We start from the raw sequence: 26,075 nt of genomic DNA on the forward strand, positions 1-26,075 counted from the left end.
TTACAAATCCGAATCGGCGATCATGTCTTGTAAGGCAGCGACATCTTCCTCGGACAACGTCGAACTGGTAGCCGGGCTACGTGTCGAATCGGAGGCCGGACCTGGCGGAGGTAGAATGATTGGTGAGATTGGCTGTCTCGGCTGAATCGGTGGTTGAATTGGAGGCACGATCGGGGGCCCAATGGTGATTGGTGGTTGAATGGGCGGTCCAATGGTGATCGGTGGTTGAATGGGTGGTCCAATGGTGATCGGTGGTTGAATGGGCGGCGCAATGGTGATCGGTGGTTGAATACCGATGGGTGGCGAAATGGGGCCCAAGCACTGGATCTTCGCCGATAGGACGGCCTTGTGCGCATCGACCAATCCATTGCCGGTTGAAGCATCAGGTCCCACCACCGAGTCGATTCCGCCTGGGCTGAGCGCTGTCGCATTGCATTTGCCGGTGGTTACATCGCGCGCGGTCTTCATCATGATCGACTTAACGGTCGCTGGCGAAAGCGCAGGGCAAGCTTGTTTAATCAGCGCGGCTACTCCCGCCAACTGCGGAGCCGCGGCTGAGGTACCGCTGAACGCCGCCCAACCGTCGTTGTTTAGAGTTTCATCACCGCCAGGGAAAGTGCCGCCCGAGTTGCCCACATCGATACCATCACCAGGCTCCAGCGGCAACATGATGTAGATGGCATCTGGTTGCATGCCCACCAAACCCGACAAGTCTGGACAGCGTCGACCGGGATAAATCTTGCTATTAAAACCACTAGCGTAGTTAGAGGCCCGCAGACTTTCATCAACATCCATAAAGACCCCACCTGCAGAGATGACATCGGGATGTTGCCCTGGAAAACCAACATGCCCATTGCCTGCCGCAAAGACCACGACAATACCAGCGGCGACGGCCGTAGCGATGGCGGTCGCCAGCGCTTGATCCGCTGCACTTAAAGAACTCGATGTGCCCGTATCACTACCCCAACTACACGTAATAATATGTGGGTTCAGAGCGACTGCGGCATTAAACGCGCCCAGTGAGTTCGCAAAATTGATCTTAACTGGCAGCAGTTCGGCATCAGGGGCACAGGAAAAGATGTTGGCCGATTCGCCGGTGCCGTGTCCACTTTCATCAGCCAACGGATTGGAGGCTCCCGGCCCCAGCACTACCGGCGCAGCTCGATAACCTCGATTGACAAAAAACGGATGTTTGTACCAGCCGCTATCGACCATGGCCACCTTGATACCTTTGCCCGTAATCCCCGAGCGATGTGCGCGATCGGCATTACATCCCAGCGAAACCCCCGCGGGCACATCCAGATGCCAATACTTCTTGTGTGGCGCAAACATGGATGGTCCCATGGGATAACGCGGTACTTCAATGGCCACCCCCTCGATCAAATCAGCCATCGTCGATCCAGCCGTGGCGATCAAACCTGACATTTCCGTATCAGGACAATCGATAAACGTTCCCATGGAATGTTGTGCGCCGGGCTTGATGACCGGGCGTTCTTCAGCAATCAGCTTCGTATGGAAAGCCCGTTCGTATGTCTCTTGCGAGCCGGCAATGTTGATAGTGGTCGAAGTAACCTGCAGCACTTGAAACCCAGCGTCGCGCAGTCGATTAACTGCACGCGTTATCACTTCTGCATCCGACTGAAAATTGGCGACCGTCTGCGCGGAGATCTGGTTGCCGGCATCAAACATCGACACGCCACCCACCGATAGTGGAGAGGCGTTGGCATAGATGATCTTGGGCATCACCGATTCGTTCTTCTTGGCGATGCGTTTGGCAGGAGGCGATTTCTTAGCAGCTTTTTTCATGGTAGTACCGCATGGTTGAAGCGAATGTTCAAATGTTTACGCGACTACCTATTAGACGCCGAATCTACAGCGATATGAAAATGAATTCTCCGAGAAAATTAATTATTTATATAGTTTTTCGTCAGTGACCATGGGGAAAATGATCACGACCGTAGAGCGAATGTCTTCAGCCGCTCAGCACCCGGCAAGTCGCTCGGCTTAAAAATCGGTCGCTCGGTCGGACGGTACTTTGGTTAGAGGGTCCCGAGCAGCTGAGGACAGCTGCTCTACGCTCGTTGTAGAGCGGCTGTCCTCAGCCGCACAGCACCCGGCAAGTCGCTCGGCTTAAACGTCGGTCGCTCGGCCGGACGGTACTTTGGTTAGAGGGTTCCGAGCAGCTGAGGACAGCTGCTCTACGCTCAGCACCCACTCTGAACGTTTGCATTGTGAAACGGGAGAGCGAAGGTCTGGCTGAGTTATCAAGCGACGAACCATTGTTCCAATCTCTGGCGAGATCGGCTACGGGGAACTTTCCAGTCTCTGGCCAGATCGGCTACGGGGAATGTTACGATTTTGCGTAGACGTCGCGTCTGTCTGGAACATGTTGGGCGGCAGCCAGCCACCACTGGTCGTCCCGTTTGACGAGGACCACCAGCGCCAATTCGTCAAACGCACCCGGATTCTCCGGAGTGTGAGTCTCCGATGATTGCGAGGATGTACGGCGCACGTAGGCAATTGCGACGTCATCGGTTGGGAAGCTTGAGTGTTCTACTGTGAATCGTACCGAGCCTGCGACCGGTACTACCGAGCCGAACATACGCGAATGGATAGCGTGTATTTGTTCATAGCCAACCGCCACGGCTCCGAAAGGACTTCCCCACAAAACGTCCTGCGCGAATTGGCTGTTGAAACGATCCGCGTCGCCCGTGTCAATCGCCAGCTGCAATTGGTTGACAAAAGAAGTAACTGCTTCTGACCCGTCGAAGCGGTTCAGAGTAGGCCGATGAGTTATATTCACTTGCTGATCCTTATTAGTACGAGAAATTGTATCACCAACTTACACGCCCTAAGCCGCGGGCGTTAGACCCGGTTGCTTTGGAGTGCTGTGGCGCCAGCCACAGCTTTGATGTAACTACCAAACGTTCAAGGCTACGACTGCGCTGGCCTGAGCGGCGTTGCGTTTGATTAGCCAGGTTGTAAAACCGCGGCTAACGCCGTCGGTTTAGTTGGACAACCGCGGCTAACGCCCAAGGCTTAGGAACCGCGGCTAACGCCGTCGGCTTAGTTTGAGACAGTTGATTGCGTACAAATTCTCTGCCACACTATCGCCCATGTCATCGAATTCTTTCCATTTACTTTACATATCAACTATTTGGTCGAACTCAACCCTCAGCAGCGGCAATAGACGCCAGTCAAATTGTAAATCCCATCATGCGTAACCGAATTGTCGCCGGTATTTTATCGCTGCTGCTGTTAGCATTATTGGCGTGGATGATCTTGGCTGGTATTGCAGACCTGAAGACGAAAATCATCCTGGGCGTGGGCGCACTCTTAGGTGTTCTTTATGCCTCGCTCGGTCGCCTGCCAGGCTGGATGGTGGCTTTCAGTCTCGGTTCGATTACCGACGACGACGATCCTGCTAACATTTCTCCGCGCATCTATTTGCCAATTGTTCTTGGGGCCATCGCCTTAGCAGCTTTAGCAGCGTATGTTGCCCTAATGAGCCTGTAAAGGCTGGGGCTGGTACAGATCCTTTAGCGCGGTTTCCAGTTCAGGAAATTGAAACGCGAAACCTGCCTCGGCCAGTCGCTTTGAGACCACGTATCGTCCATATACCGCTAACTCTGGGTCGGTGCGAAAGATCAGCGGAGCTCCGATGCGGATCATCCATTCAAATGCGGGCAAGCCGATCACCACCTTCATGACTTTGCGCAGTGTTCGCATGAACTTAACTTGCGACACTGGGTTCGGCCCCGAGGCAATGTAGATGCCTGACATTGCAGGGTCCGCAATGGCTGTGAGAAATAGGTTGTTCAAGTCACGCTCGTGAATCCACGACATACCCTGTGTGCCTTTCCCGACTCTACCGCCGAGGCCCAGCCTGGCGATCAGCCCAAGTGTCTCAAGCGCTCCGCTGCCGGCACCACGATTTCGACCGATAACAAAGCTCGTACGCATGATGACGCCACGTTGATCTGGCAACTTACTCTCGGCAAAAGCAGCTTCCCAACGGCGTGCGATGGTAGGGGCAAAACCGATGCCCTCCGCGCTTTCCTCATCGCAGATCATGCCGGGCGGGTCGCCATAGATATGAGCTGTACTCATTTGAACCCAGACCGGCGGCGGTGACTTCACTGTACGCATGGCTCTGCCCAGTGCTCGGGTCGACTCAACTCGCGATCGCAAGATTTCGTCTTGATGATCTGGCGTTTTGATGCAGTTCACAGACCTGCCCGCCAGGTTCAAAACAGCTCGGCGCCATCAAGGGCCATCGCCCAATCGCCGATTGTTCGACCGTCCCAACAACAATGTGTCCAGCGCCCTGCGGATTGAGGCCGGGACCTGGACAGAATCGTGACCTTGGCTCCAGTCTCACTAAAATGCTCGGCCATCGACAACCCTAGAAATCCACTACCGCCAGCGATCACGATGCGCTTGTTCGCAAGATTTGCCATAGATTTCAGCTTCCAAATATCGCCTCACCGCACTTAAGCGTGGGCCATCGATGTACGGACGATATTTGTGTAACCGCAAAAGGCAGGCGTGTTTCACCATAGCCCCAAATCATGGTAGCTCCGACAAAGCCTCCGCTTGGGCCCGTGTAGCTATAGCTTGCCAGACGGACAGGGCAATCGCGTTCGAAACAAACTGAACATGGCCATCGCAAAAGAGGACGTTAACGCCACCGGGATGTTGGCTGCGGGCTGTCATCCGCGCTTTTTGTTGAGTCATATTCAGGCAATCGAACTCATCGGAGTTCGGCTCAAGCATGTGATTGTAAAGCGTGTTGCCGTAGTTGCCCACAATCCACTTAGCCCCGCGCTCGTGATTCCAGCTCCCGGGACGATCTTCCGCGCAGTGGATGTCGACCGGCTCGGTCGCGGCGGGTATTTCACGCATGCTCAGTTGCCAGGCGCCGCCGTCAGTCGAACTGAGGCGCGCGCCCTGACCGAGCATTCGTTCACTGAATTCCGCGGTGTGACTTGTGCCATCCAGAATGTCTCCCATTCTCACCGCCGAGCCTAAGAAGAAAACGCCATCAGCAGCGTTCAATGCACCTGCGTTTATCCCGCTGCCTGTGCATGCCACATAGTTCGTGCCGCCGTAGGCTGAACCATCCACCCGTCGTGGACCACCATCAGCCGGGCAATGCAATACGGGCACGATAGATGTTGCAGCCAGCAGATTGAGCGAGCCATCATATGCCACGGGGCCGGCCGTATAGTCGGCCGGTGGTGAGTTAAAGTCGATCAGCCCGTGCAGCGCGGTTTGTTCTATAAACCCAAGCAGAGCAGCTTGAGGCGAGAAAATCCTGGGCGCCGGCACGCCGCGACCGGCTGGCAACCATCTTCGACTGTCATGATGGGCATGCGCAGCTACGCCCAATTGCTTGAGATTGTTCAGGCAGGTTGCACGATGGGCTGCGGCTCTCGCTTGGGCAATCGCCGGCACGAGAAGCGCCATCACGACCAGGACAATCGCGACGGCCACCAGCAGTTCTACCAATGTCAGGCCAGCTCTGCGAGTCGACAGCCCAGACATTGACAGCGAATCACGGCTGGCTTTCATAAGCAACTCGCCACACTGTTCCGGCTGCATCATCGGTAACCAGCAGTGCGCCGTCTCGGGCTACCGCTACGCCAACTGGTCGTCCCCAGACATTGCCATCTTCGGATACAAAGCCTGTCAAGAAATCTTCATATTCACCCGTTGCCTTGCCGGCCTTCAACGGCACGCGGATGACTTTATAACCCACGCGCCGTTCACGATTCCATGAGCCGTGTTCCGCAGCAAAGGCATCGAGATGATACTCACTGGGAAAGTGATCGCCATCATAAAACGTCAAATCGAGCGATGCCATGTGTGATTGCAAGAGCACATCGGGAACGATAACTTCGCCTTTCAGTTCCGGATGTTTGCCTGGGTGGCGTGGGTCTTGATGAGGCCCCAGGTAATACCATGGCCAGCCATAGAAGCCGCCTTCAACCACATGCGTGATGTAGTCGGGCACCAGGTTATCGCCCAATTCGTCACGCTCGTTGACCGATGTCCACAACTGGCCGGTCTCTGGATGAATCGCCAAGCCCACAGGATTGCGCAGGCCATGAGCGTATACTCGTTCGTTTTGACCGTCGGGATCGAAAGCCAAGATCATCGCGCGACGATTCTCGCTTTCATCGTCGCTGACATTGGAACGCGAGCCGACCGCCACAAATAACGTTTTACCATCGGCTGAAAATTGCACATCGCGTGTCCAGTGCCCGCCGCCGCCCACGCTTTCGCTACCGCTAGGGATATTACCGATGACCGTCTCTGGAGGCGCCGAGGCTTTGGTCTGGCCAGAATGGTAAGGGAATCGCACAACTGCATCGGTGTTACCGATGTAAATATATTGAGGCTGGGGACCCAATGGATAAAACGCAATACCAAAAGGTTTGTTAAGATCCGCAGCGAAGATTTCGTTCACTTCCGGCGTCCCGTCGCCATCGGCGTCGCGCAGAAGGCGAATGCGATTTGCGCGGCTCTCGGCCAGAAACAGGTCACCATTAGGTGCGGCGACGATAACTCGCGGTTGCTCGAAACCTGTAGCAAACTCGGTAACCTTGAAACCCGCCGGCACCTTGGGCCAGGCTCCCTCGGGGCGTTTCACAATGCGCGGATGGTTTTTGGCAGAGGTTGTAGCATACGGCGTCGCCAGATCGTCGAGCGTGATCTTTCGTCGTACACCGGGGCCGTCGGTCGTCCAATCGCCCAAAGCTTCTTTGCCCGTTAGAGTTTCACCGCGTGGCAATGGTTCATCACCAATGGCGACCAGCCAGGCCGAAGACATGAACACCAGCCAACCCATCCAGCATGTTCTCATCGTTATCCTCTAGCGGTTTTCGGTAGCGAGCGTCTACAACAGGCCCTGCTCATGAAGAACCACGCACACGAAAATGGCGATCGCGCCTGCCCAAAATGCAATGAAAAAGGCAAACAGGGCAATCACCAGTCGCTTAACCGCCACACCGTCGTCGGTCGATGATCGCCGGTGAGCGGCCGGTGGCGGCTGGTAGGGATTCAATTCAATTTCGCGAATGCTGCTTTTGCCCATATGAAGCGAGCAGCGGAATGCAAGTCCCGCGCCGACCCACTACGCGTTATCTGAGAGGCGCGATGCGCCACCAGCGATCTCCCCTGAGGGCGACCAATGACTCCATTGCGAGCTATTTGAACAATTCGTGTTTTCGGCACTCTGGAGAATTGCTATAGTCCGCGCACGCCCCTCATCTAATTGCCTTGATAGTCAATCTTGGAAGGAACCAACGATGTCGAGAAACGTACTGCTCGTAGCCTTGATCCTTCTGTGCTCGAGCTTGCCTGAGCGCGATGCGAGAGCCGCCGAGAAATTACCTGGGCATTTGCAAGTTGGTGAGCAACGGCTGATTCTAAACGGGACAGGTGTGCGGACCAAAACCTTTATCGAGCTTTATACGGCGGGCTTGTACCTGACCAAACCCAACAAAGACTCTGCCGCCGTCATAGCAGCCGACCAGCCCATGGCCCTGCGCATCAAGATAACCTCAAGTTTCGTGAGCCAGAGCAGCCTGGTCGATTCACTCGAGGATGGTTTCCAAAACGCCACCGGTGGCGATACGCGGGAAATTCGCAAAGAGATCGACCAATTTCGAGCATGCTTCAAGGATGCCATCACCAAGGGCGATGTGTTTGATATGGTCTACCTGCCGCCGCACGGAGTTATCGTTAACAAGAACAACAAATACGTGGGCGTTGTTCCGGGCGCCAAATTCAAACGCGCACTCTTCGGCATCTGGTTGTCAGACAAACCCGCCGACAATGCGCTTAAGCAAGCGTTGTTAACAGCACCCACGCTGCGCTGAACTGTGGCTTGAATGCAGGTTCCTTAGAAACACGCATTTACGGCGAGCGCAGTTTGGCAACCATGTCACTGGCGGACGCTTTCATCCGTTCGTATTTTTCAGCATATTGAGCACACTTCGCTTCGGACTGCGGACTGCCACACTTGGCTCTGCCCGCTCCCTTGCCAGTGAATTCGAACCACGCTCCATTCGTTTTGTCGAAGCGTTTGTAGGGCCCCCAGTCCACATACTCAACGCCAGGCAAGCCGACCTCCAGCAGTGCATACTCTTCAGCGCTGAGCAGGTTGTGGGCTATTCCAAGTTGTTTGATCTGCTTGAGTGACAGCGCCGGAAGGAGCGCCGGATAGGGCGCTTTGGTGATCACTTGTCCAAACGACAGAATTTCTAAATGCGACAGTCCACGCAGAAACTCAAAATCATTAATGGGTTGCTTCCAATCCAGCGTCCCATCAATGCGCAAGTAACGCAAACTCGCCAACCCCGCCAGGCCGGTAAAGTCAGATACTCGGCGCAAATTCTCCAAGTGCAACGACTTCAGTTGGCTAAGCTCGCGCAAGGGTGATAGATCCGAAACCCCCGAGACATACTCCAGCACGAGCTCTTGCAACTTCGAAAGGCGACTGATAGCCGAGAGTTCCTTCAAGCTTGCATGGGTAATTCGCAGGCGTTTCAATTTGGTCAGCTGCGCGAGAACTTCATACTGTTCCGAAGTGGCGCTATGGAGGGTGAGCTCTTCTAGTTTGGGAAACGTAAGAATGTTTCTCCAGTTAACGTCTTCCGAAGTGATCGTGGCTACGGTAACCGACGAGCTACCCGTCGGCAGACCATCTACGCGGTGAGCATACCGCTCGCGATTGGGTACCATCGACCAGTAGTTGCCCTCGCGCTCGAGCAAGTCTGCAAAGTGATGTTTCATGGCTGGCTGCTCGTCTGCTCGTTCATCGCCACTATGTTTTGAGAAGACCGAACTGTTCTATCCCAGGCTCAATCGTCCCGTTGAGTCGCCGAAGCGGTCTGTACTCATGCCGGCGATATTCAGCATCTCGACAAAGAGATTCGACATGGGCACAGAACCGGCATCGCGGTATTGGCCGGTCGTCACCGCGCCACCGCCGCTGCCAGCCAGAATGACCGGCAAGTTGGCATGAGTATGTCGGTTGCCGTCGGCAATCGCACCACCATAAACGATCAGGCTGTTGTGCAGGATCGAGTGATCGTCGATATCTTTGGTCTCGGCCAGCTTCTGTAGAAAGCGCGCCAGTCGCGCGACGTAGAATTGATCGATCTTGGCAACCTTCTCCGCCAAGTCCGCTTCACGCTGATTGTGCGTTAAGTAGTGATGCCCTTCGCCAATCCCCAGATTAGGAAAGGTCCGATTGCTGCCGTCGTAAGCAATCAGCAGCGTACCGATACGCGTGGTGTCCGTTTGGAACGATAGGTACAAGAGATCAAACATCAAGTCGATATGTTGTTCAAACTCGGGCGGTATGCCGGCAGGTGTGGCCAAGGCCGGATCCGGTGTTGTCCCAAACTTCTCCGCCGTCTGGATACTCTTCTCAAGCGTGCGCACGCCCTCGATGTACTGCTCCAGTTTACGTGCATCGCCTTGGCCCAACTGACGCTTGAGATCACCCGCATCTTCCATCACAAAATCCAATACGGATCGATTGGACTGCTGACGCAACTGAAGATTGCGCTGGCGCTGACCAGGTTCGCCGCTACCGTACAGTCGTTCAAAGACCAACCGCGGATTAGGCTCGGGCGTGACGGGCGTCGTGGGTGAACTCCAGGCGAGATTGTATTGATACGCGCACGCATAGCCTGAATCGCAACCGCCGGAATTGCGAATGGCATCACATGACAATTCCAACGATGGATAACGTGTCTGATGACCAAACTTCTGAGCCGCCAGTTGATCGATGGAAACGCCCACATAGATATCTTTTCCGGCCGTCTTTCGAGCTCGCGCGCCGGTCAAGAAAGTAGCGCTTGCTCGCGCGTGATCACCCGCGCCATCGTTACCGGCCGTGGCATTTTCATGATCCAATCCGCCGATGACCTGGATCTGGTCGCGCAAGGACTCCAGTGGTTCCATCGTGCGATTGAGTTTGTAGTCTTTACCTGCTCCAGTTGGGAACCAACTGTCTTGCTGCACACCGTTGGGTATCGACATAAACGCCATCCGCAAGGGAGCGCCACTTGAGGTCGTCATCCCCGTGGCCTCAGCCGCCCCAGCAGCTAGTGGTTTCAGCGACGCAAAGGCCGGCAATGCCAAGGCCACACACGAGCCACGTAGAAATCGACGTCGATTGACTGACTGCATGTTGATCGCCTTTACATTCGCTGAAACTGAGCCGAGTTGACAATACCCTTGAGCAGGACACTGAACCGTCCTTGACCAGCGTCCAGTTGGTCGACAATTTGGTCGACCGTCCATTCGTCTTGCATTTCAAGACCACGGCCTAGTGCAAAGATTAACATCTTTTCGGTCACGCAGCGATAGAAATCCTGCCGACGTGTGGTAACGAGAATTCGTTTCAGCTCTGTCACGTTGCTGAATTTCTCGCCCGTGATCAATTGCCCCGCGGCATCGATCGGTTGGCCCGCGTCGGTTTCTCGGAAGCCACCGAAGGCGTTGAAGTTCTCCAGCGCCAATCCCAGCGGATCCATGCGCGCGTGGCACGATGCGCACAGGGCTGCTTCGCGGTGTACGGCCAACAGCTCGCGCAAGGTTGGTTGGCGACCACCAAAACGATCCTGAGCATCTTCCAGGGCCGGTACGTTGGGTGGTGCCGGCGGGGCAGGCGTCCCCAATAGATTGTCTAAGATAAACAAGCCACGTTTCACCGGTGAAGTTCGCGTGGGATTGCTGGTCACTAGCAGCATGGTACCTTGCGTCAGCACGCCACCGCGCGGACTGCCTTCGGGCAATTGCACGCGACGCATGTCTTTGCCGCGAACATCTGGGATGCCGTACAGCCCGGCCAACTCGCTGTTGACGAAGACATAGTCTGCGTCCAGCAGTTCGAGCAAGCTACGGTCTTCTTCAACGATATATTCAAATGCCATTTCCGTCTCGCGCCGCATGGACGATCGAACTTCCGAAGTCAACTTGTCACGCATACCGGCCAATTCACGAAAGCGTGCCAATGCCTTGGCCGTTTCCGGATCCGGTGGTGGCCCACCGCGCCGGCGTCCGAAACGACCTTGCATCTTGGAACGCAACTCATCAAATTCTTTGGCATAACCCATCGCGGCCAAAGCATCCACCGAGGTGTGTTCGACATCGCGTGCGCGCAGCCATTGACCGACAAAGTTCTTGGCAAAGGCGCGACCGCGCTCGTCTGTCAGCATCCGCTCTAGTTGCTGATCGAGATTGGCACGCAGCTGGCCAGCTTTCGATAGCTCGAACAGTTGTTCGTCAGGCATGCTGGACCACAAGAAATAAGACAACCGCGAAGCCAAGGTTTGTTCATTGACTAGGAGGCTGTGGGTAGAGTTGGCCAGCGAGCTCGGCTCTTGCGGCATCTCTAATTTGAACAAGAACTTGGGACTGGCCAGTACGGCCGTCATGGCTTTGGCGATGCCGGCTTCGAATGTGTCTGCGGTGTCGCGTTGATGATTGAGAGCGATCGTGGCCAAGCGCTCGATGACTTCCGGAGCCACCGGCTGACGAAAGGCCCGCGTTGCGAAACGCTCCAGGACCTCACGAGCATATTGCATCAGCTCTGCGGCTTGCGTGAGATCAGTACCGCTGGCCAAAGGCGGTTCATCACGCGTGAAGAAGCGCTGGTAACCGGCTGGGTGTTCGCGCAAGTCGGAATCGAGGGGACCGACGATGGTTACATCGACTAACTGATACGACACAAAACGGTCATCGGGACCTGGGGCAGGTTCTTTGTCTTCCGTTTTTTCTTTATCGTCCAGCGTGGTCAAGGTCACAACCAGTGGATGGTCACCCGGTTGCCAATCGACCTCTAAGTCATGCGTGACTTCTTTGTGTTCTTCCCATTTATAGGGACTGTCATGGACAAGCTGATCATCGATGCGAAACTCGATGCGGTACCGGCCGGGATGAAAATCAAACGAACCGTGCAAGCGTTCACGAATCTTGATCTGGTACTTGCCAGCGTGTTCTGCTTTGAAAACATGGCTGACCGTCGCAGGTTGATTATGACGAATGCGATCGCCGCTAACACCCGCTTCGGATTTGAACTCGTGGCCCGTGATGCGGCGCGTAGGCTTAATCCAGGTTACCGTCGGCACGGCCTCTGCGACGATCGATGTGGCTGCTTGTAGATATTTTTCCAGCAACATTGGCGAGATGGACAATGCATCACCTACATTATCGAATCCAAAGCCGGTATCATCCGGCGGGAAGACGATTTCAGCATTGAACTCAATGCCCATCAGCTCGCGGATCGTTTGCCGATACTCGGTTCGATTAAGTCGACGAAGTGAGCGTGGTCCTGCCGGTGGATTCTGTGGATCGATTTCGAAGACGTCGCGTTGGATCCAGGCGGCCAGCGCTTTTCGTTCTGCCTCGCTGGGTTTGTCGGACTCAGCTGGCGGCATCAACTGGGCGCGCACATTCTTGAGCACGCGCCACCATTGCTGCTTGTTGCCCAACCACTCATCGACATTGTCAAACTCATCCAACCGCAGATTGCCCTCGGAGGTCTCCGCGTTGTGACAATCGACGCAATAGCGCGTGAGAAAACTCTGCGCGTGCTGATGCTCAGGATCAGTTAAGACTGGTTCTTGAGCCAGTCCCCGCGCTCCCACATTTACCAATACTGACACAACCACAGCCGACATCACTCGTGTCGACCATGCCACCCAGTTCCAACGGTTGACAACCATAGTTCTTGCTCGCTGTGCATTTGTTGAGGTGCCTCATATCATAGTTCGCCCGGTGCTCTGGCGCTAGAGGGCACGTGATGGCGAGCGGTAACATTGTCACCTCCACCAGCGAAGCTGGGGGAGGTCGCAGACGAGGCGTTCAGCCGATGTCTGCGGGAGGGGGCAGGGCGCTAGGCCAGACACTTGCGGTACGAATAACCGGCACTTCCAAGACCCCTCCCGAATCTCGCTATGGCTCGATTCGACCTCCCCATGCTGCGCATGGAGAGGTGACCGTCACTTCGACCGGCGAAGCTAGAAGATCTCAAAAAAATGCTCGGCGACGTGCAGGCCGCCACTGAGCTAAGTCAAAAGTGCATGAACAAGCTCATAGGCAGTCCACTAGATGCAACCAAGTTGGATCGGCTGCTACGAGACACCTTTGGAGTCACAATTAACGACCGCGCGGTGATCCACGAGATTCAGCGGAGATTTGTCCGCTGTTGGAAGGTACTCAACAAGGCAACCTTCCAGTACGTAGCAGACACTTCGCAGATGGATGCAAGTCATATTGCTGAGGCGGTAACGACGAGCAAGAAGGAGTTGCTAGTGCGCATTTCGCCAGAATACCTCAGCAAAGAAGATATCTACCGCAGCGCCATGCTCATCCATGAAATGATTCATCACTTTAATGGCTTTCGGGCTGATAGCCACCCAGGAGGAATCAAGCCTGAAGGCACGCTTCCACTAGGCATCCACCCTCGTCATTCTGTGATTAACCCATACTGTTATCAGTGGTTTGCTCTTTATCTGGTCCAGCCCGGATTCAAGTCAAGCAACAAAATCGATCTCGGTCCCACCACTATTCGAGCCAAGCCTTAATTGTTTCGCCATCTTGTTTGCGAATGACAATCGTCGCTGAACGTGGTCGATTTCCGTTGGGACCGTCTGGCCAATTGCTAACTTTTAGTGGCATGCTCGGATCACTCAGATCATCTGCCGGCTCGCCTGGATGCTGGCTGTTGACAAACATGGTGCTTAACTAGTCAACTGCAGCCGAATATCAACCGCTTCGTTTTGAGCACTGGCTATGCTGCGCATTGCCAGTGCCACCCAAAACCCTAACTCCAAGCAGCTCAGCGATGAATCGTTCAGCTACGCCGATGTGCTGGACAACTAGTTAAATACTCAGCGTCTTGCCTCACTCACCCAGTGCTCTCCAGTCAGCCGCGGTCAATCGATCGAGTTCGGCATCATAGTGAGCTTGATTGGCGGCCCGATCAATCGGTGCTTCCGGATCAGTCATCAGCAGGTGTATATGGTTAACCAGGACTGACGCTACGGCGTGGACGGCATCATGGCGCGACAAGCCTTGCTGCATGAGCCTAGGAATCGCGCGGACGACACTCTGAACGTCTTCGGCTAGTTGGTTTTCGATGATGACGTGCATGACGGCGTGCAATTGCTCGTTGTCTAGTTTGATTTTAGCTCGGCGATGCCAGCGCACCACCGCCTCAATTCGCTCGTGCTCGTCGGCGACCAACCAGATGTTGGGCTTGGGTGTTTGTTCGGGATTGTAAGTAAGCATGCAGACACTTCAAGTTCTATCCATAAGGATTGACCGTACTCGGTGTAGTTGCGAATATCCTACAGACATTCGATCGGTTCACAAGCATCTCCACTGTAAATATGGAGATCACACCCAGGGCTTGACTTCACCGGGCAGTTGCTATCTCCCAGCGGTTGACCCAGCCGTCTTGTCTCTGTGTCTCTGTGGTTAACTCTTCGATTGCTCAATTCTGGCATCGTGACGAGTCAGGTACTCAAAGTTTGCGATCTTCGTTTGCATCGCCTCGAAGCAAAGTTCGCGCAAAGTCTGCCGGATTCCAGAGCTAACCACAGAGGCACTGAGACACAGAGAAAAATCCTGTGGCGGCAGAGTATATCCGGCAGGAAACCGCAACATACTCTCACGCAATGGCGCCAAGGCGCAAAGGTGGAAGTACGAAGCTTTACGCCTTTGGCCCTTCGCGTGAGACCTCTTCACAATGCCTCTACTGCCATATTGTTTTCCTCTGTGTCTCTGTGGTTAACTCTTCGCTTGCTCAATTCTGGCATCGTGACGAGTCAGGTACTCAAAGTTTGCGATCTTTGTTTGCATCGCTTCGAAGCAAAGTTCGCGCAAAGTCTGCCGGATTCCAGAGCTAACCACAGAGGCACTGAGACACAGAGAAAAACCCTGTGGCGGCAGAGTATATCCGGCAGGAAACCGCAACATACTCTCACGCAAAGGCGCCAAGGCGCAAAGGTGGAAGTACGAAGCTTTGCGCCTTTGGCCCTTCGCGTGAGACCTCTTCACAATGCCTCTACTGCCATATTATTTCCCTCTGTGCCTCTGTGTCTCTGTGGTTACCTCTTCGCTTGCTCAATTCGGGCATCGTGACGAGTCAGGTACTCAAAGTTTGCGATTTTTGTTTGGGCGGTCTAGGGTCAGGTCTCATCTCCAAAGTTGGATCGCAGAAAAAGTGACCTGACCCCATTTTTTCGACCAATCTGTGCTAATGATAGCCCGTGGCGATTCGAATTACAAAGCATTCCTCACGTAGCCGAGTCTCTCCGAGACTCGATTCAACCAGCGTCAAGAAAGAAGTACGGAGCGTCGCCCAATTACTTTATGCGTAAAGTATTACGGCAACTCGCATTGTGTTATTAGTTGTCGCGTGCGGTGTCGCGATTGTGTTGTGCGCGCCATTTCATTCCGCCGCCGGCCAGGATCATCGCGAGGCCCGCAAATTTCGCTCCCGCGCCTGTGAGCCCATCGGCAGAGACCATCCCGGCATCCGCCGCCAGTGCAAGTAGAAAAAACAGCAATCCCGCACCACTCACGAGGCCAGCGATATAGTCGGCGTTAAACTTGATCCACATAGGTGAGTCTCTCATGTCGACGACGGCTGAGGCGTATCGGCAGTCGCGTGGTTTGATGTTGGCGATACGAGCTAGATTGGGGTCACGCTCGTTCGCAATCAGTCGCTGTGTCGGGAAGAAACCCAGCAAGCGGTACGCTAAACAAACTATTCTACAGTCGTATCATCGAAGTAGGTGTCGATGCTATTTGGATTCAGGTTCCACTCGTACCTTTGTTGTTCTTTGAGCGCTGTCGATGGGCGGCTGGTGCTCATAGGGAAATTTAAGTTAGACTGATTCTTGGAAAACGTAGTCCGAGGTGTCTCCGCAGCTACAAAAGGAGTTGGAGCCTGCGAAGACTCCATCTTGGAACGAGACATTTCGGCCTGGGTCATGATAATGATTGGGGCAGCAGATTGAGAGACGTGAGGAATAACGATTGGCTGCTCCAAGCTGCCCTCATCCACCGAATTGGCTACGGGAATCAGAATATTATTCAGCAAAACGGTGTTAGATATTCGCTGCTGTACTAAGGACAGATCGGCTCCTGTAACCCTTCTGTCTTTATTTATGTCCAATGGATTGTTGGAACTAACCAGGGAATTGCTGATCGCGGCCTGAACCAACGAAAGATCTGCTCCCGTAACACGATAGGGTCCAGCTCCATTTACCTCTGCCAAAGCATGGCCAATGTAATAGGTGGCTGGACGAAGCAGGCCCGTTTGGGAATTGGCTTTGACGATGATTTGAAGCCAGGTATTCTGAATACTGTTGTCAGCCCATTCTAAGCGGACTTTCGCTGGCTTTGTCGTATCACCAGGCACTACAACGACGCTTGTCGGGGATGGTGCTGCGGGCCAGTTTCGCGGAGTGACTGTACCAGAGACCAATCCAGGAGCAACCCGCAACACAAAGTCGCTGGCGCTCAAATCACTATTGGCCAAGCCAGCAATTTCTATAGTTACTCCGTTAATGCCTCTGGGATAGCTAATTACATTGCCGAAGTTCGTCGTCCTGGCGGTTGTGCCAGAAGACAATAGAGACTTGCTCCCATCGACAGCAGCCTCAATTCCACCAATATTTTGAAAGGCTGAACCTTTGTAGAAGACTTGTCCAGCTAGCGCTACCGGTACCGCCTGATATTGGAATTCGACAGTGGATACTCCTCCGTCATCATCTGTCGCAGTAATTGTCACCATTTGGCTGGCGATCGTTTGACTTGCAAAAATGGACCAAGTCCAAGTGCCATCCATGTTCGTGACAATTGTTCCAATCGAGGAACTCAGCGTAACAGAATCGCTGGCAACGTCACCAAAAGTGCCTGAGTTATTTATGGTCGACAGAACGTTTCCCGTAACCAAGGTCGTATCAACTGTGACGGTCGGCGGCGCATTGGTCACCCCGTAACTGAATAATCCGAACGACGTTGCACCATCTTTATCAGTGGCTGTAATGACAACCTGAGTGGGCCCGATATCGTCATCGGCCGCCAGGGACCATACCCAAACACTCTCGTGGAATGTAATGGTTCCAATGGAAGCGGTTACCACGACGTTATCCTGAGCAACGTCAAAGAACGCACCTGAATTCAAAATCATGGTGCCCTCCACGGCTGTGAGACTTGTCGTGTCAACGGTTACGACCGGTGGCGCATTTATCGCCGTGATGGTGAAGTCAACCGAATTCGTGTTTCCGGCAACGTCGCTCACGAAGATAGTAACCAAGGTTCCAGCGGATTGGTCCGGTGGCGAATAATTCCAGACCCAAGTTCCGTCACTGTGCTTAGTCACAGTTCCAACACTTGCAGTTAGCTCGACGCCATCTGCCTGGTTGTCAGTCCATGTACCAGTATTGGAGAGCATCACTCCTTCAGTGCCATGAAGTTCGGAGTTGACAATTGTCAGGACAGGTGATTGTCTGTCGACCAAAAATGTGCGGATACCATCCGCATCGAGTTCTCTGCCGGCTGCATCTTGCAAAGTCGACCGGCCGGTGATCTCATATTCGCCGACTAGATCAAAGTTGAAGTTGAGTCTGGCTTGCCAAAGTCCACGCACAGAGTTGAACTCTAGTTCTATTGACGTAATCTGCTCTTCCGTGGCCAGAGGGTTAATCGCGAAATTGGGCAATGAGTTGTGGACTATGTAGCGACCGCTAGGCAATCGCAACGACCAATTAGAGGGTTCGAGTACACTGCCTGCTCCCGCAGTCGACATTTGTTGAGAAAATGCTACCAAGACACTGCGACTATCGCTTCCAGCCTGCACATCCACAATCAGCGGTTGCCGTAGCGTCAAATGTTGAGTCCGGATCGTCGATACGTTGTTGTGGCTTGCTAACCAACTGATAACAATCTCTCCATCGGGGGCCGAACTAACGCGAGCAAAATCAGTTGCCAATAGTTGCTGTTGGGGAATTCTGATCGTATTGGACAACAAGCTACCAGCGTTATCGAACCACCGCGCCGAGACAGCATCTCCAGTTGATGAATCCAGAGTGTTCCACGTGACGATGAAGTTTCCAGCACGATCGATCGAAGTATCCGGCAAGACCTGTTGGCCATCCGCTTGATCATCGAGGCGGAATTCAGCGCCCTGAGGCCGACGATTCGGAGCGTAGCGCTGCGCCATTACACGCGAGGCTTCACCCACACGGGAACTCCAAGTCACGATCGAATCCCCAACGGAGTTTAAAGCGACACGAGGATTAGTGTGAACTCCAATCGTCGAGCTAACGCGAAACTCGTTGCCATGGTCACCGTTGGCCAGCATCCACCGACCCATGACCTCACCGCTTGTAAGGTTCGAGCTGCTATTTTGATGACTCCATACGACTAGATAATCACCTGTGGCGTCCATAACCACGTCCGCTTGTACTTGATCACCGGGCGACTGCTGGTTGATGTGTTGAATTGGGCTGTCTGCCACTCCGTCCGCCGTGAAGCGTTGGGCAAGTATTTCATAGCCGTCAGTACCAAAGAGGCGTTGCCACGCTACGACGAACGTCCCGTCGGCAGCGGTGGACAAACTAGGCCTAGTAGAGACCGAAGCGTCCGAACCGAGATCGACCGCAATCTCAGCCAAGTCTAACGCAGTTCCATTGGCTGCATAGCGTCGAAAATATGGCGTATGTCCACCGGGAAATGGTCCAGGGCTATCCCATACAACTATGAAATTACCTATTCCATCCATAGCTACGGCAGGTGAGGTTTGGTCGGTCGACGTCGCCAGGTTAACTCGAAAGACGTCGCCGAGTGGAAGTCCGTTCAAGTCAAAGCGCCTCGCAAAAATATCAAAATCCGTTGCCTCAGTTGTGAACGCTTGCCAGACAACCACATAGCTATGATCAAGTGGGTTTATGGCAACGGCTGGATTCAAAATCTGATCAACGGCCTGGTCGACGACGCGCTGACTGGGCGTTACCTCCAACGGGTACGACACGACGGTAAAGCGTTCCAAATAATCATCTCCGGCAATTCCGTCGCCATTTCCATCAAGTGGTCTACCAACGCTGTCAGTGATAACTCCTTTTGCCGTTAACACGTAATCGCCGTTAGGCAGGGGAGCACCGAATTCCAATTTGGCAACTGGCCGACCGGTCAGCGGATTATTGGTTGCCGTAACGGATGCAATGTATTGACTACAGTCAACCTGATGACAACTCAGTTGCCAGTTAGCAAGATTCGCGATAGACGAAGCACCACTAGTGCTCATCGGCTCAGAAAACTCGACAAGTCGGACGGTTGATTGATTCACTTGAACCGAGCCTAAGACTACCGGTGGCGCAACATTGTACAGCTGATGAAAAATGTCCGTACTGCTCACCTGGCCGCTACTGGTCCACGCTACAACGAAACTCTGGCCATCCAGCGAAGTAGCAATTCGGGAGTTGGTCTGTGAGCCTATTGTGTAGGAATTGACTCGAAACTCCGTTCCAACGCGTTCGCCCTTGGAATTGAACCTTTGGGCATATACCCCGTTCCCATCTCCGTCTTGTTGTTGACTGGTCCAAGTTGAGACAAAACCACCGTCAGAGGTTATGGCCAGACCGGTGTTAAACTGACTACCCGCGGTATGCGTGTTCACTCGAAACTCAGAGCCAACGCGGTTGCCACTAGAATTATATCGCTGGCCATAGACACCAGTTCCACTACCATCTTGACCAGAACTGGTCCAGGTAATCACAAAACGACCATCCGGCGCGATGGCCACCAAGCCACCAGACTGGCCATTGAGAGTAGTTGTATTGACAAGGAACTCCCCGCCGACACGCTGCCCCGCGGGATTGTATCGCTGGCCATACACACCCTCAAAACTTCCATCTTGCCCATTAATGCTATACCAAACTACGACAAAACTACCGTCCGAACTCCGAGAAATCTTGGGTGATAATTGATCGAACCTGGTAAAGGTATTGACCTGAAACTCCGAGCCAATCGCTTGGGCCTGGCTATTAAAGCGTTGGCCAAAAATTCCGTAGCCGTCGCCATCTTGCCCACCGCTTCCGCTGGACCACACCACCGTGAACTGTCCATCTAGCGACATAGAAACGGCAGATGAACCCTGGTCCAACGCGGTGAATGTATTCGCGCGGAACTCACCGCCCACGCGCTGGCCGTCAGGTCCGAATTTCTGCCCGAAAACTCCATTGGCGCTTCCATCTTGTCCATCGCTAGTCCAAGTTACGACAAAGCTGCCATCAGGAGCAACGGAGATAGCAGGAATAAATTGCCATGAAGCTATGTAGGTATTGACGCGGAATTCCGGGCCCAATGGTTCTCCCTTGGGGCTATAGCGTTTGCCATAAACTTCATAAGAATTGCCATCCTGAAGGTGTGACGACCATACGATGACGTAACTGCCGTCTCCAGCCATACCGACTGCTGAAAAGTCTTGCTGATTGGCCACAAAAGCATTGACCCGATTTTCCGAGCCTTGAGGAGTTCTCAAGTCGGACAGGCTGTAATCGGTGTCGAAGATTTCATCATTGCCTTGTGAGGCAACAATATTATCCGGCCCAATTCCTCCATTGATTTTGTCGTCGCCGAAGCCGCCATCAATTTGGTCCAATCCCACTCCGCCGATGATGTGGTCGTTACCATCGCCTCCCCACATTTGATCGGCCATGCCGTCGGCTCCGCCTGTCAGAATGTCATCGCCACCCTGTCCAAACAATTGATCACCACCGTCCCCGCCGTTGATGGCGTCGTTACCGGGACCACCGTCCAGCACATCGGCACCGGGACCACCATTGAGAATATCGTGACCGCTATCTCCCTGGAGTTGATCGATGTTCAGACCGCCGTTTAGCGTATCATTGCCTGGGCCGCCAATCAGTGAAGCTCGCGACTGCAGTGTAGCAGCGTTTATCAAGTCGTCGCCTAAACCTGCATCTATCCACACGCCGGCCAGCGCGAGATTGCCAAAGTCAACCGTGACCTGATCGTCACCTGCGTAGGTTAGAACGCCTATGTTCTCGATCGTTAGTTCTTTTTGAAATCCATCTGGCTGACCGTCACCGTCCAGGTCGATCAGAACGTGACGATTACCAGTTACGGCATCCAACTGGGTGTAGATGTTTACTACGTCATCCCCACTCGTCCCTTCAAATACCAGAGTATCATCACCATCGCCGCCTTTGATCTCGTCTCCGCGGTTGGTCGCCGCAATATAGCCGCCTGAAGCATAGATGACGTCATTGTCGGCCCCACCGTCGATGAGATCAAAGTTCGGACTGCCGTAGATCGTATCGCGACCACTGCCCCCTTGAACGGTATCGACGTAAATAGACTGATACTCAGAGAGATCAATGATTGCCAAGCGAACAATCGTCAGCGCATCCTCCAGATTTTCAAGCAACTGCTGTTGCTCAAGGGTGCGCTGAGCGACCGGAGTGTTGTAGATAGCTTGTATGGGAGGCGACTGCTGTAATGTCACCAATCTTTGTTCTTCCAAGTTCAATTGTGTGACGCGACTGGCGCGTTCTTCCGAACTGAGTGCGGCCATCGGACTTAATCCCAGCCGGGCTCGTTGTTCATTCCAAAGATGAGAATGGATTACATCGTCATCGTCGTCACCGGAGATGCTGTCGCGTCCCAATTCGCCGACCAGCACGTCATTTCCGGGACCGCCTGAAATACGATCTCCAAAGTCGCCCCCAATGATAACGTCATGGCCGGCTTCGCCATTGAGATCATCAATGCCCGAACTGCCGATGATCGTATCGTTGTCGGCTCCGCCGTTAATGATGCTGCCATAGAAACCGGAACCAGCGACTAGGAAATCATCGCCAGATCCCCCTTGAATGACTTCGCGACCGTAACCACCCAAAACCGTATCGCCACCGGCACCAGCGTCCAAAAAATCGACTCCCGCTCCGCCGTCGAGGATATCACGGCCCTCGTCGCCGTACAGCGCGTCAGCGTTATCGTTCCCGAACAGTCGATCATCACCACTTCCACCACGCAAAGTGTCGCGGCCTTGCCCGCCAATTAGGACATCGTTCCCAGGTCCACCATCCAAGACAATATTCTTGCCGGCTAAGGGACCTGTCACTACCTCCAGTCGATCGTTGCCCCCCAGACCTTGCATGCCTAACTGCTCGATGTCACTGTTCAAGCTGGTATCGAGTGAAAATTGAACGACATCCAGCGTGACTTGAGTTGCAGGATCCCGACTGATGGCTTGAAACGTATCGCTGCTGAGTTGTTCCAAAACAATCCAGTCGTCAATCTCTGAGGAAAGGAAGGTATTGCCCTCCGTGACAACCTGCTGGACCGATCCGACGATCGCCAACTGATCACGATCTAGTCCACCATGCATTTGGTCGATCGAAGTACTATCATTGGATGCGAAGTCAATTTGCAGGGTGTCCTGACCGGCTTCGCCATAGAGTTGATCTAAGCCACCGTTGCCATTGAGAACATCGTCTCCTTCACCACCATAGATTATGTCATCGTCAGCGCCTCCTGAAATCTGATCATCCCCACCCTTACCTCGCAACAAGTCAGTACCGGCATCACCGACGAGTAGGTCATTTCCGATTTGGTTCGCATCATCTCCTTCCAGCAAGTCATTGCCACCTTCACCGAAGAGACTGTCGTCACCGTCTTGTCCGAAGAGCTCATCGTTACCGTCTGCCTGACCGATGGTAGGTTCGGCGTAGCCCCGGTCGCCGAACAACACATCGTTTGCATTGCCGCCGAACATCGAATCACTACCAGCACCACCTAGAAGAGTGTCGGCGTCATCGCCGCCATCGAGGTAGTCATCCCCTTGGTCACCATAGAGCTTGTCTCTTCCTTGCTCGCCGCTGAGCCAGTCATTGTTCTGGCCGCCATAAAGCATGTCGTCATCGCTGCCACCATGCAGCAGGTCGTTTCCATTACCACCCAGCAGCACATCACGACCGATGTTTCCTTCCAACCAATCTCCACCATCGCCTCCCTCCAAGCGATCATCTCCGTCATCTCCGTAGAGCCTGTCGTCCCCCTGGCCTCCAGAAATCTGATCCTCTCCCAGACCGCCCCAGATGTGGTCGCTGGCTGACCCGCCTTGCAACATGTCATCGCCAGCACCGCCGTAGATATACGCCGGTGCATCTTCGATCTTGATTACGTCAGCGCCTCCATTGGCATAAACAACAATGGGTGTACGGACATTTGGGCCGAGGTATAGTCGGTCATCCATATCATTACCGACATAAACAATGTTCTGCACCTCAGACATGTCATAGGCCCGCTGACCGACTCCTCGCCACGTTACTTCGATCTGCCCGTTGCCATTGTCCGTCATCGATACAGTGTTGCTTTGGCCAACATTGGCGGCCGTCGTCGTATCGATGGTTAATACACCGTTTTGAAGTAACTCGCTGGGTAACGTTCCTGTACCCAGCGGGGCTCGGCCGGTCGTAGTTCGAGCACTCTGTGGATTCTTGACGGCGGAACGATTGTCGGAATTGAGTTCGTCACCGAAGCTGGCGATCGTAAAGCGCTCGTTAAAGACTTCCCAATCGAAGAACAGAAAATAGACTACTCCCTTGGCAAAACCAAATGCTTCACCTCCGATGGTCGCATTCATCGTGTCCAGAAGCGCGCTGCCGAGTGTAGCGTCGCCACTCGTTAGTAACTCATCCAGGTAAATGCGCCCGTCGCGTGGGTCCGGATCAGAGAGGCTTATCGACATATTTATGCCCGCACCGACTCCAGCAGTTACTTCCATACCCGCTAAGGCAGCGATACTAACGTTGGCCACCAGGCCCGACTGGATGGAACCCGATGCGGTAATGGACGTCTTGGGATCGATATAGAACCCGACTGTATCGATCCCCATTCCTAATTGATAACTCCAGCCAGCTTCCAATTCAGTTTCAAACGACAGCGAAAGAGTTAGCGGCACAGGTCCCAGTGGTATTGCGGCTGCAGCAATCGGGACACTGAAACTTGTGGAATATCGATCACCTCCAGAACTGCTGAAATGGATCAAGTCGACAGCTTTCCCGTTGATCAGATCCAGCACCGATTGAGGTGTCACGTTGACTGAGAAGCCCGAGTCGCCCAGGCCACCACCTGTCAAAAAAGATGGTAGCCCCAAAACCTCACCTAAGCCGGTATCCACAACTGGCAATTCCATCCCGATATCGATCCCTCCAAATAAATCAAACGCTCCAGCCAGGGCCTGATATCCGGCAGTCAGTAGACTTTCGACAGATGCCAATGAGGGAGCAGTTAAGCGAGGCGCTTCGATGTCGACAACTCCATTGGCGATGCTGGCAGTCCACTGGCCATCCCACGATAGCTGGCCAATGATCGGCAAGTTGGCAGTGAGAGTTGGTGAGAACGTTAGGCCACCACTCAACGTGCTGCGAACCATGCTCGTAATGCTGGAAAACTGTCCTGCCCGCAATTTGTTATCAGGATCAGCATCCTCAAAGGTGAGTCCACCGGATACATTGCCGATGATTGGACCTGCGATGTCCACATCCAACAGATTTCGCAAAGCCATGTTGGCGGCGACTGCTCCAGAAATTTCGAATCCTCCGACAGTCAGCGAACTATCTTCACTGACAAAAAAAACTGGCAGTCCTCCTACTAAGTCGACGCCGAGAGTCAAAGAAAGGGTCACCGGTGAGAGTGTCACTCCAAGGTTGCCGTCTAAATTGCCAGAAACTCCCGCGTCGAAATAGTCAAAACCTGTCCGTAAATCGAACGATAGCGGTTTGGCGGGGATACTCCAACTCTTGATGAACTGCGCTCGCAACAATTCACCATCGGAGTTGGGAACTACATCGAGGTATTGAACATTGAATCCAAGGCTAGTCAGCTGATCCGAAAGCTCCGCACTGCTATTGACTGGCGTTAGTCCATCGTCAAACGGGCTTGTCAATAACTGATCCGCATCGGTCACGTCCAGTATGGTTTGCTCAACAACGGGCAGTTTTGCGCCAAAGGCAGAATCCGCGGCCGCATCTAGCTGACCATCGTTTTTCGTTTCGGTGAAGCCCGAAATGAGCTCACGGAAGATCTGCTCAATACTGCCACTCCAACTGTAAGCATCAGTCCGCAGAGCAGAAGCTAGTTGGGCAATGTGGTGACGAGGCTGACCATTCTCTTCGCCATCAAAACCAGATATGGAAAATTCTCGATCTCGAATTCGATCTTGATTTGGCAGGTCGAGTGCTCCACTGCCCATCAATGGCGCAGAGGATGCTGTCGGCTGGATCGACTGAGCTTTGCTGATATGGGACAGAGACAGCGTATGAGCAATCTCGTGCGATAGAGTACTCGAAATTGCATGGCGCACGTAGGTTAGATTCCCAGATGTAAGCGCATCAGCAGGTGTCAGATCAGACAACGTCACAATTTCGTCTGTAAATACTGAGGCTATCACATTACCCACGGAAACGCCGTGAGGTCCAATGCCATTTTGGTCTCTTACAGAAGAGCCTGCTGCAACTCCCAGCGATCCATCCGATGCATGCGGTCCTGCCACTCCAGTACCGATTTGAACGAAATAGAAGTTCGAAAAACCAACTGGCGCTACCCCAATATCCCCGATCATGAAATTGACCTTGAGTTGCTGGCCCGTAGGAATACGACTAGCAACCTCGCTGTAATAGTCTTGCTTGACCTCAGAAAGAATCTCCTCGGTGATACGCGTAAAGTCCTCGACCGCGAAACCGTAACTGGTCACATCAAATTGAGAAACTACATTCCCAAAGACATCTGTCGTGTTGGCTTGCGGGATCGACTTAAAATCCAAAACAAAAGTTAGAAGGTCGCTGGTGTCCTGAATAGCAGGGCCAGAATACGGCGGTGTTATGCTGCTCTTGGCCGATTGGGGCACGACACTTTGCCGTCGATCTAGATCTTCAGCAGTGTAGGATCCGAAAGGCAAATCGACGACGGCGAGATCTTTTGCCAGCATGCGACGCTGTTCTAAATGT

General features: G+C 53.6%; 17 protein-coding genes. 3 read left to right on the forward strand and 14 right to left on the reverse strand.

The window, feature by feature from the left end:
- Positions 1–1,806 (reverse strand): S8 family serine peptidase, encoded by a 1,806-nt coding sequence (locus SH573x_RS22175; protein ID WP_479349983.1) that lies wholly within the window; start codon positions 1,804–1,806, stop codon positions 1–3.
- Between the two features lie 544 nt (positions 1,807–2,350).
- On the reverse strand, positions 2,351–2,803 hold the full coding sequence (locus tag SH573x_RS22180; protein ID WP_479349985.1) for a YybH family protein: 453 nt from the start codon (positions 2,801–2,803) through the stop codon (positions 2,351–2,353).
- Positions 2,804–3,216: 413 nt separating this feature from the next.
- Between SH573x_RS22180 and SH573x_RS22185 the strand changes: the two genes are divergently transcribed.
- Positions 3,217–3,516, forward strand: coding sequence for a hypothetical protein (locus tag SH573x_RS22185; RefSeq protein ID WP_479349986.1), 300 nt, complete (start codon positions 3,217–3,219; stop codon positions 3,514–3,516).
- Here SH573x_RS22185 and SH573x_RS22190 read toward each other — a convergent pair.
- From SH573x_RS22190 to SH573x_RS22210, 5 genes are all read right to left on the reverse strand, one after another.
- Positions 3,502–4,230, reverse strand: a complete 729-nt coding sequence (locus SH573x_RS22190; protein ID WP_479349987.1) for an epimerase — start codon at positions 4,228–4,230, stop codon at positions 3,502–3,504. The two genes, SH573x_RS22185 and SH573x_RS22190, sit on opposite strands and share 15 nt — an antisense overlap.
- 17 nt (positions 4,231–4,247) lie before the next feature.
- The gene (locus SH573x_RS22195; RefSeq protein WP_479349989.1) at positions 4,248–4,460 is read right to left on the reverse strand and encodes an NAD(P)-dependent oxidoreductase; all 213 of its coding nucleotides are present in this window, start codon (positions 4,458–4,460) and stop codon (positions 4,248–4,250) included.
- 109 nt (positions 4,461–4,569) lie between these two features.
- The gene (locus tag SH573x_RS22200) at positions 4,570–5,574 is read right to left on the reverse strand and encodes a DUF1559 family PulG-like putative transporter (protein ID WP_479349990.1); all 1,005 of its coding nucleotides are present in this window, start codon (positions 5,572–5,574) and stop codon (positions 4,570–4,572) included.
- Positions 5,558–6,868, reverse strand: coding sequence for a PQQ-dependent sugar dehydrogenase (locus SH573x_RS22205; protein ID WP_479349991.1), 1,311 nt, complete (start codon positions 6,866–6,868; stop codon positions 5,558–5,560). Before SH573x_RS22205 ends, SH573x_RS22200 begins: the two co-directional genes overlap by 17 nt.
- A gap of 33 nt (positions 6,869–6,901) precedes the next feature.
- Positions 6,902–7,099 (reverse strand): hypothetical protein, encoded by a 198-nt coding sequence (locus SH573x_RS22210; protein ID WP_479349992.1) that lies wholly within the window; start codon positions 7,097–7,099, stop codon positions 6,902–6,904.
- A 214-nt stretch (positions 7,100–7,313) separates the two neighbouring features.
- Here SH573x_RS22210 and SH573x_RS22215 point away from each other — a divergent pair, with 214 nt between their 5' ends.
- Positions 7,314–7,886: a chalcone isomerase family protein gene (locus SH573x_RS22215; protein WP_479349993.1), complete on the forward strand. Its 573-nt coding sequence runs from the start codon at positions 7,314–7,316 to the stop codon at positions 7,884–7,886.
- 37 nt (positions 7,887–7,923) lie between these two features.
- Here the strand turns inward: SH573x_RS22215 and SH573x_RS22220 are convergent, their stop codons facing one another.
- Genes SH573x_RS22220 through SH573x_RS22230 form a run of 3 tightly spaced genes read right to left on the reverse strand, consistent with a single transcriptional unit; the run spans position 7,924 to position 12,749 of the window.
- Entirely contained in the window at positions 7,924–8,802 is an 879-nt protein-coding gene (locus SH573x_RS22220; RefSeq protein WP_479349994.1) for a leucine-rich repeat domain-containing protein, read from the reverse strand.
- A gap of 57 nt (positions 8,803–8,859) precedes the next feature.
- Complete coding sequence (locus SH573x_RS22225; protein WP_479349995.1) at positions 8,860–10,209, reverse strand: DUF1552 domain-containing protein; 1,350 nt, start codon at positions 10,207–10,209, stop codon at positions 8,860–8,862.
- A gap of 11 nt (positions 10,210–10,220) precedes the next feature.
- Positions 10,221–12,749: a DUF1592 domain-containing protein gene (locus SH573x_RS22230; protein WP_479349996.1), complete on the reverse strand. Its 2,529-nt coding sequence runs from the start codon at positions 12,747–12,749 to the stop codon at positions 10,221–10,223.
- A 357-nt stretch (positions 12,750–13,106) separates the two neighbouring features.
- On the opposite strand from SH573x_RS22230, the gene SH573x_RS22235 reads away from it, so the two are divergent.
- Positions 13,107–13,610, forward strand: a complete 504-nt coding sequence (locus tag SH573x_RS22235; protein ID WP_479349997.1) for a hypothetical protein — start codon at positions 13,107–13,109, stop codon at positions 13,608–13,610.
- On the opposite strand, the gene SH573x_RS22240 is transcribed toward SH573x_RS22235, so the two are convergent.
- The 4 genes from SH573x_RS22240 to SH573x_RS22255 form a co-directional block, all read right to left on the reverse strand.
- Positions 13,591–13,761, reverse strand: coding sequence for a hypothetical protein (locus SH573x_RS22240; protein ID WP_479349998.1), 171 nt, complete (start codon positions 13,759–13,761; stop codon positions 13,591–13,593). The genes SH573x_RS22235 and SH573x_RS22240 overlap by 20 nt on opposite strands.
- Before the next feature lie 168 nt (positions 13,762–13,929).
- Positions 13,930–14,316 carry a hypothetical protein gene (locus SH573x_RS22245; RefSeq protein ID WP_479349999.1) on the reverse strand — a complete coding sequence of 129 codons (387 nt, stop codon included), beginning with the start codon at positions 14,314–14,316 and terminating at the stop codon, positions 13,930–13,932.
- A 1,121-nt stretch (positions 14,317–15,437) separates the two neighbouring features.
- Entirely contained in the window at positions 15,438–15,653 is a 216-nt protein-coding gene (locus SH573x_RS22250; RefSeq protein WP_479350001.1) for a hypothetical protein, read from the reverse strand.
- Positions 15,654–15,799: 146 nt separating this feature from the next.
- Positions 15,800–26,056, reverse strand: a complete 10,257-nt coding sequence (locus SH573x_RS22255) for a calcium-binding protein (RefSeq protein WP_479350003.1) — start codon at positions 26,054–26,056, stop codon at positions 15,800–15,802.
- Positions 26,057–26,075 lie beyond the last annotated feature (19 nt).

It is taken from the genome of Rania fehmarnensis (genome assembly GCF_056494185.1).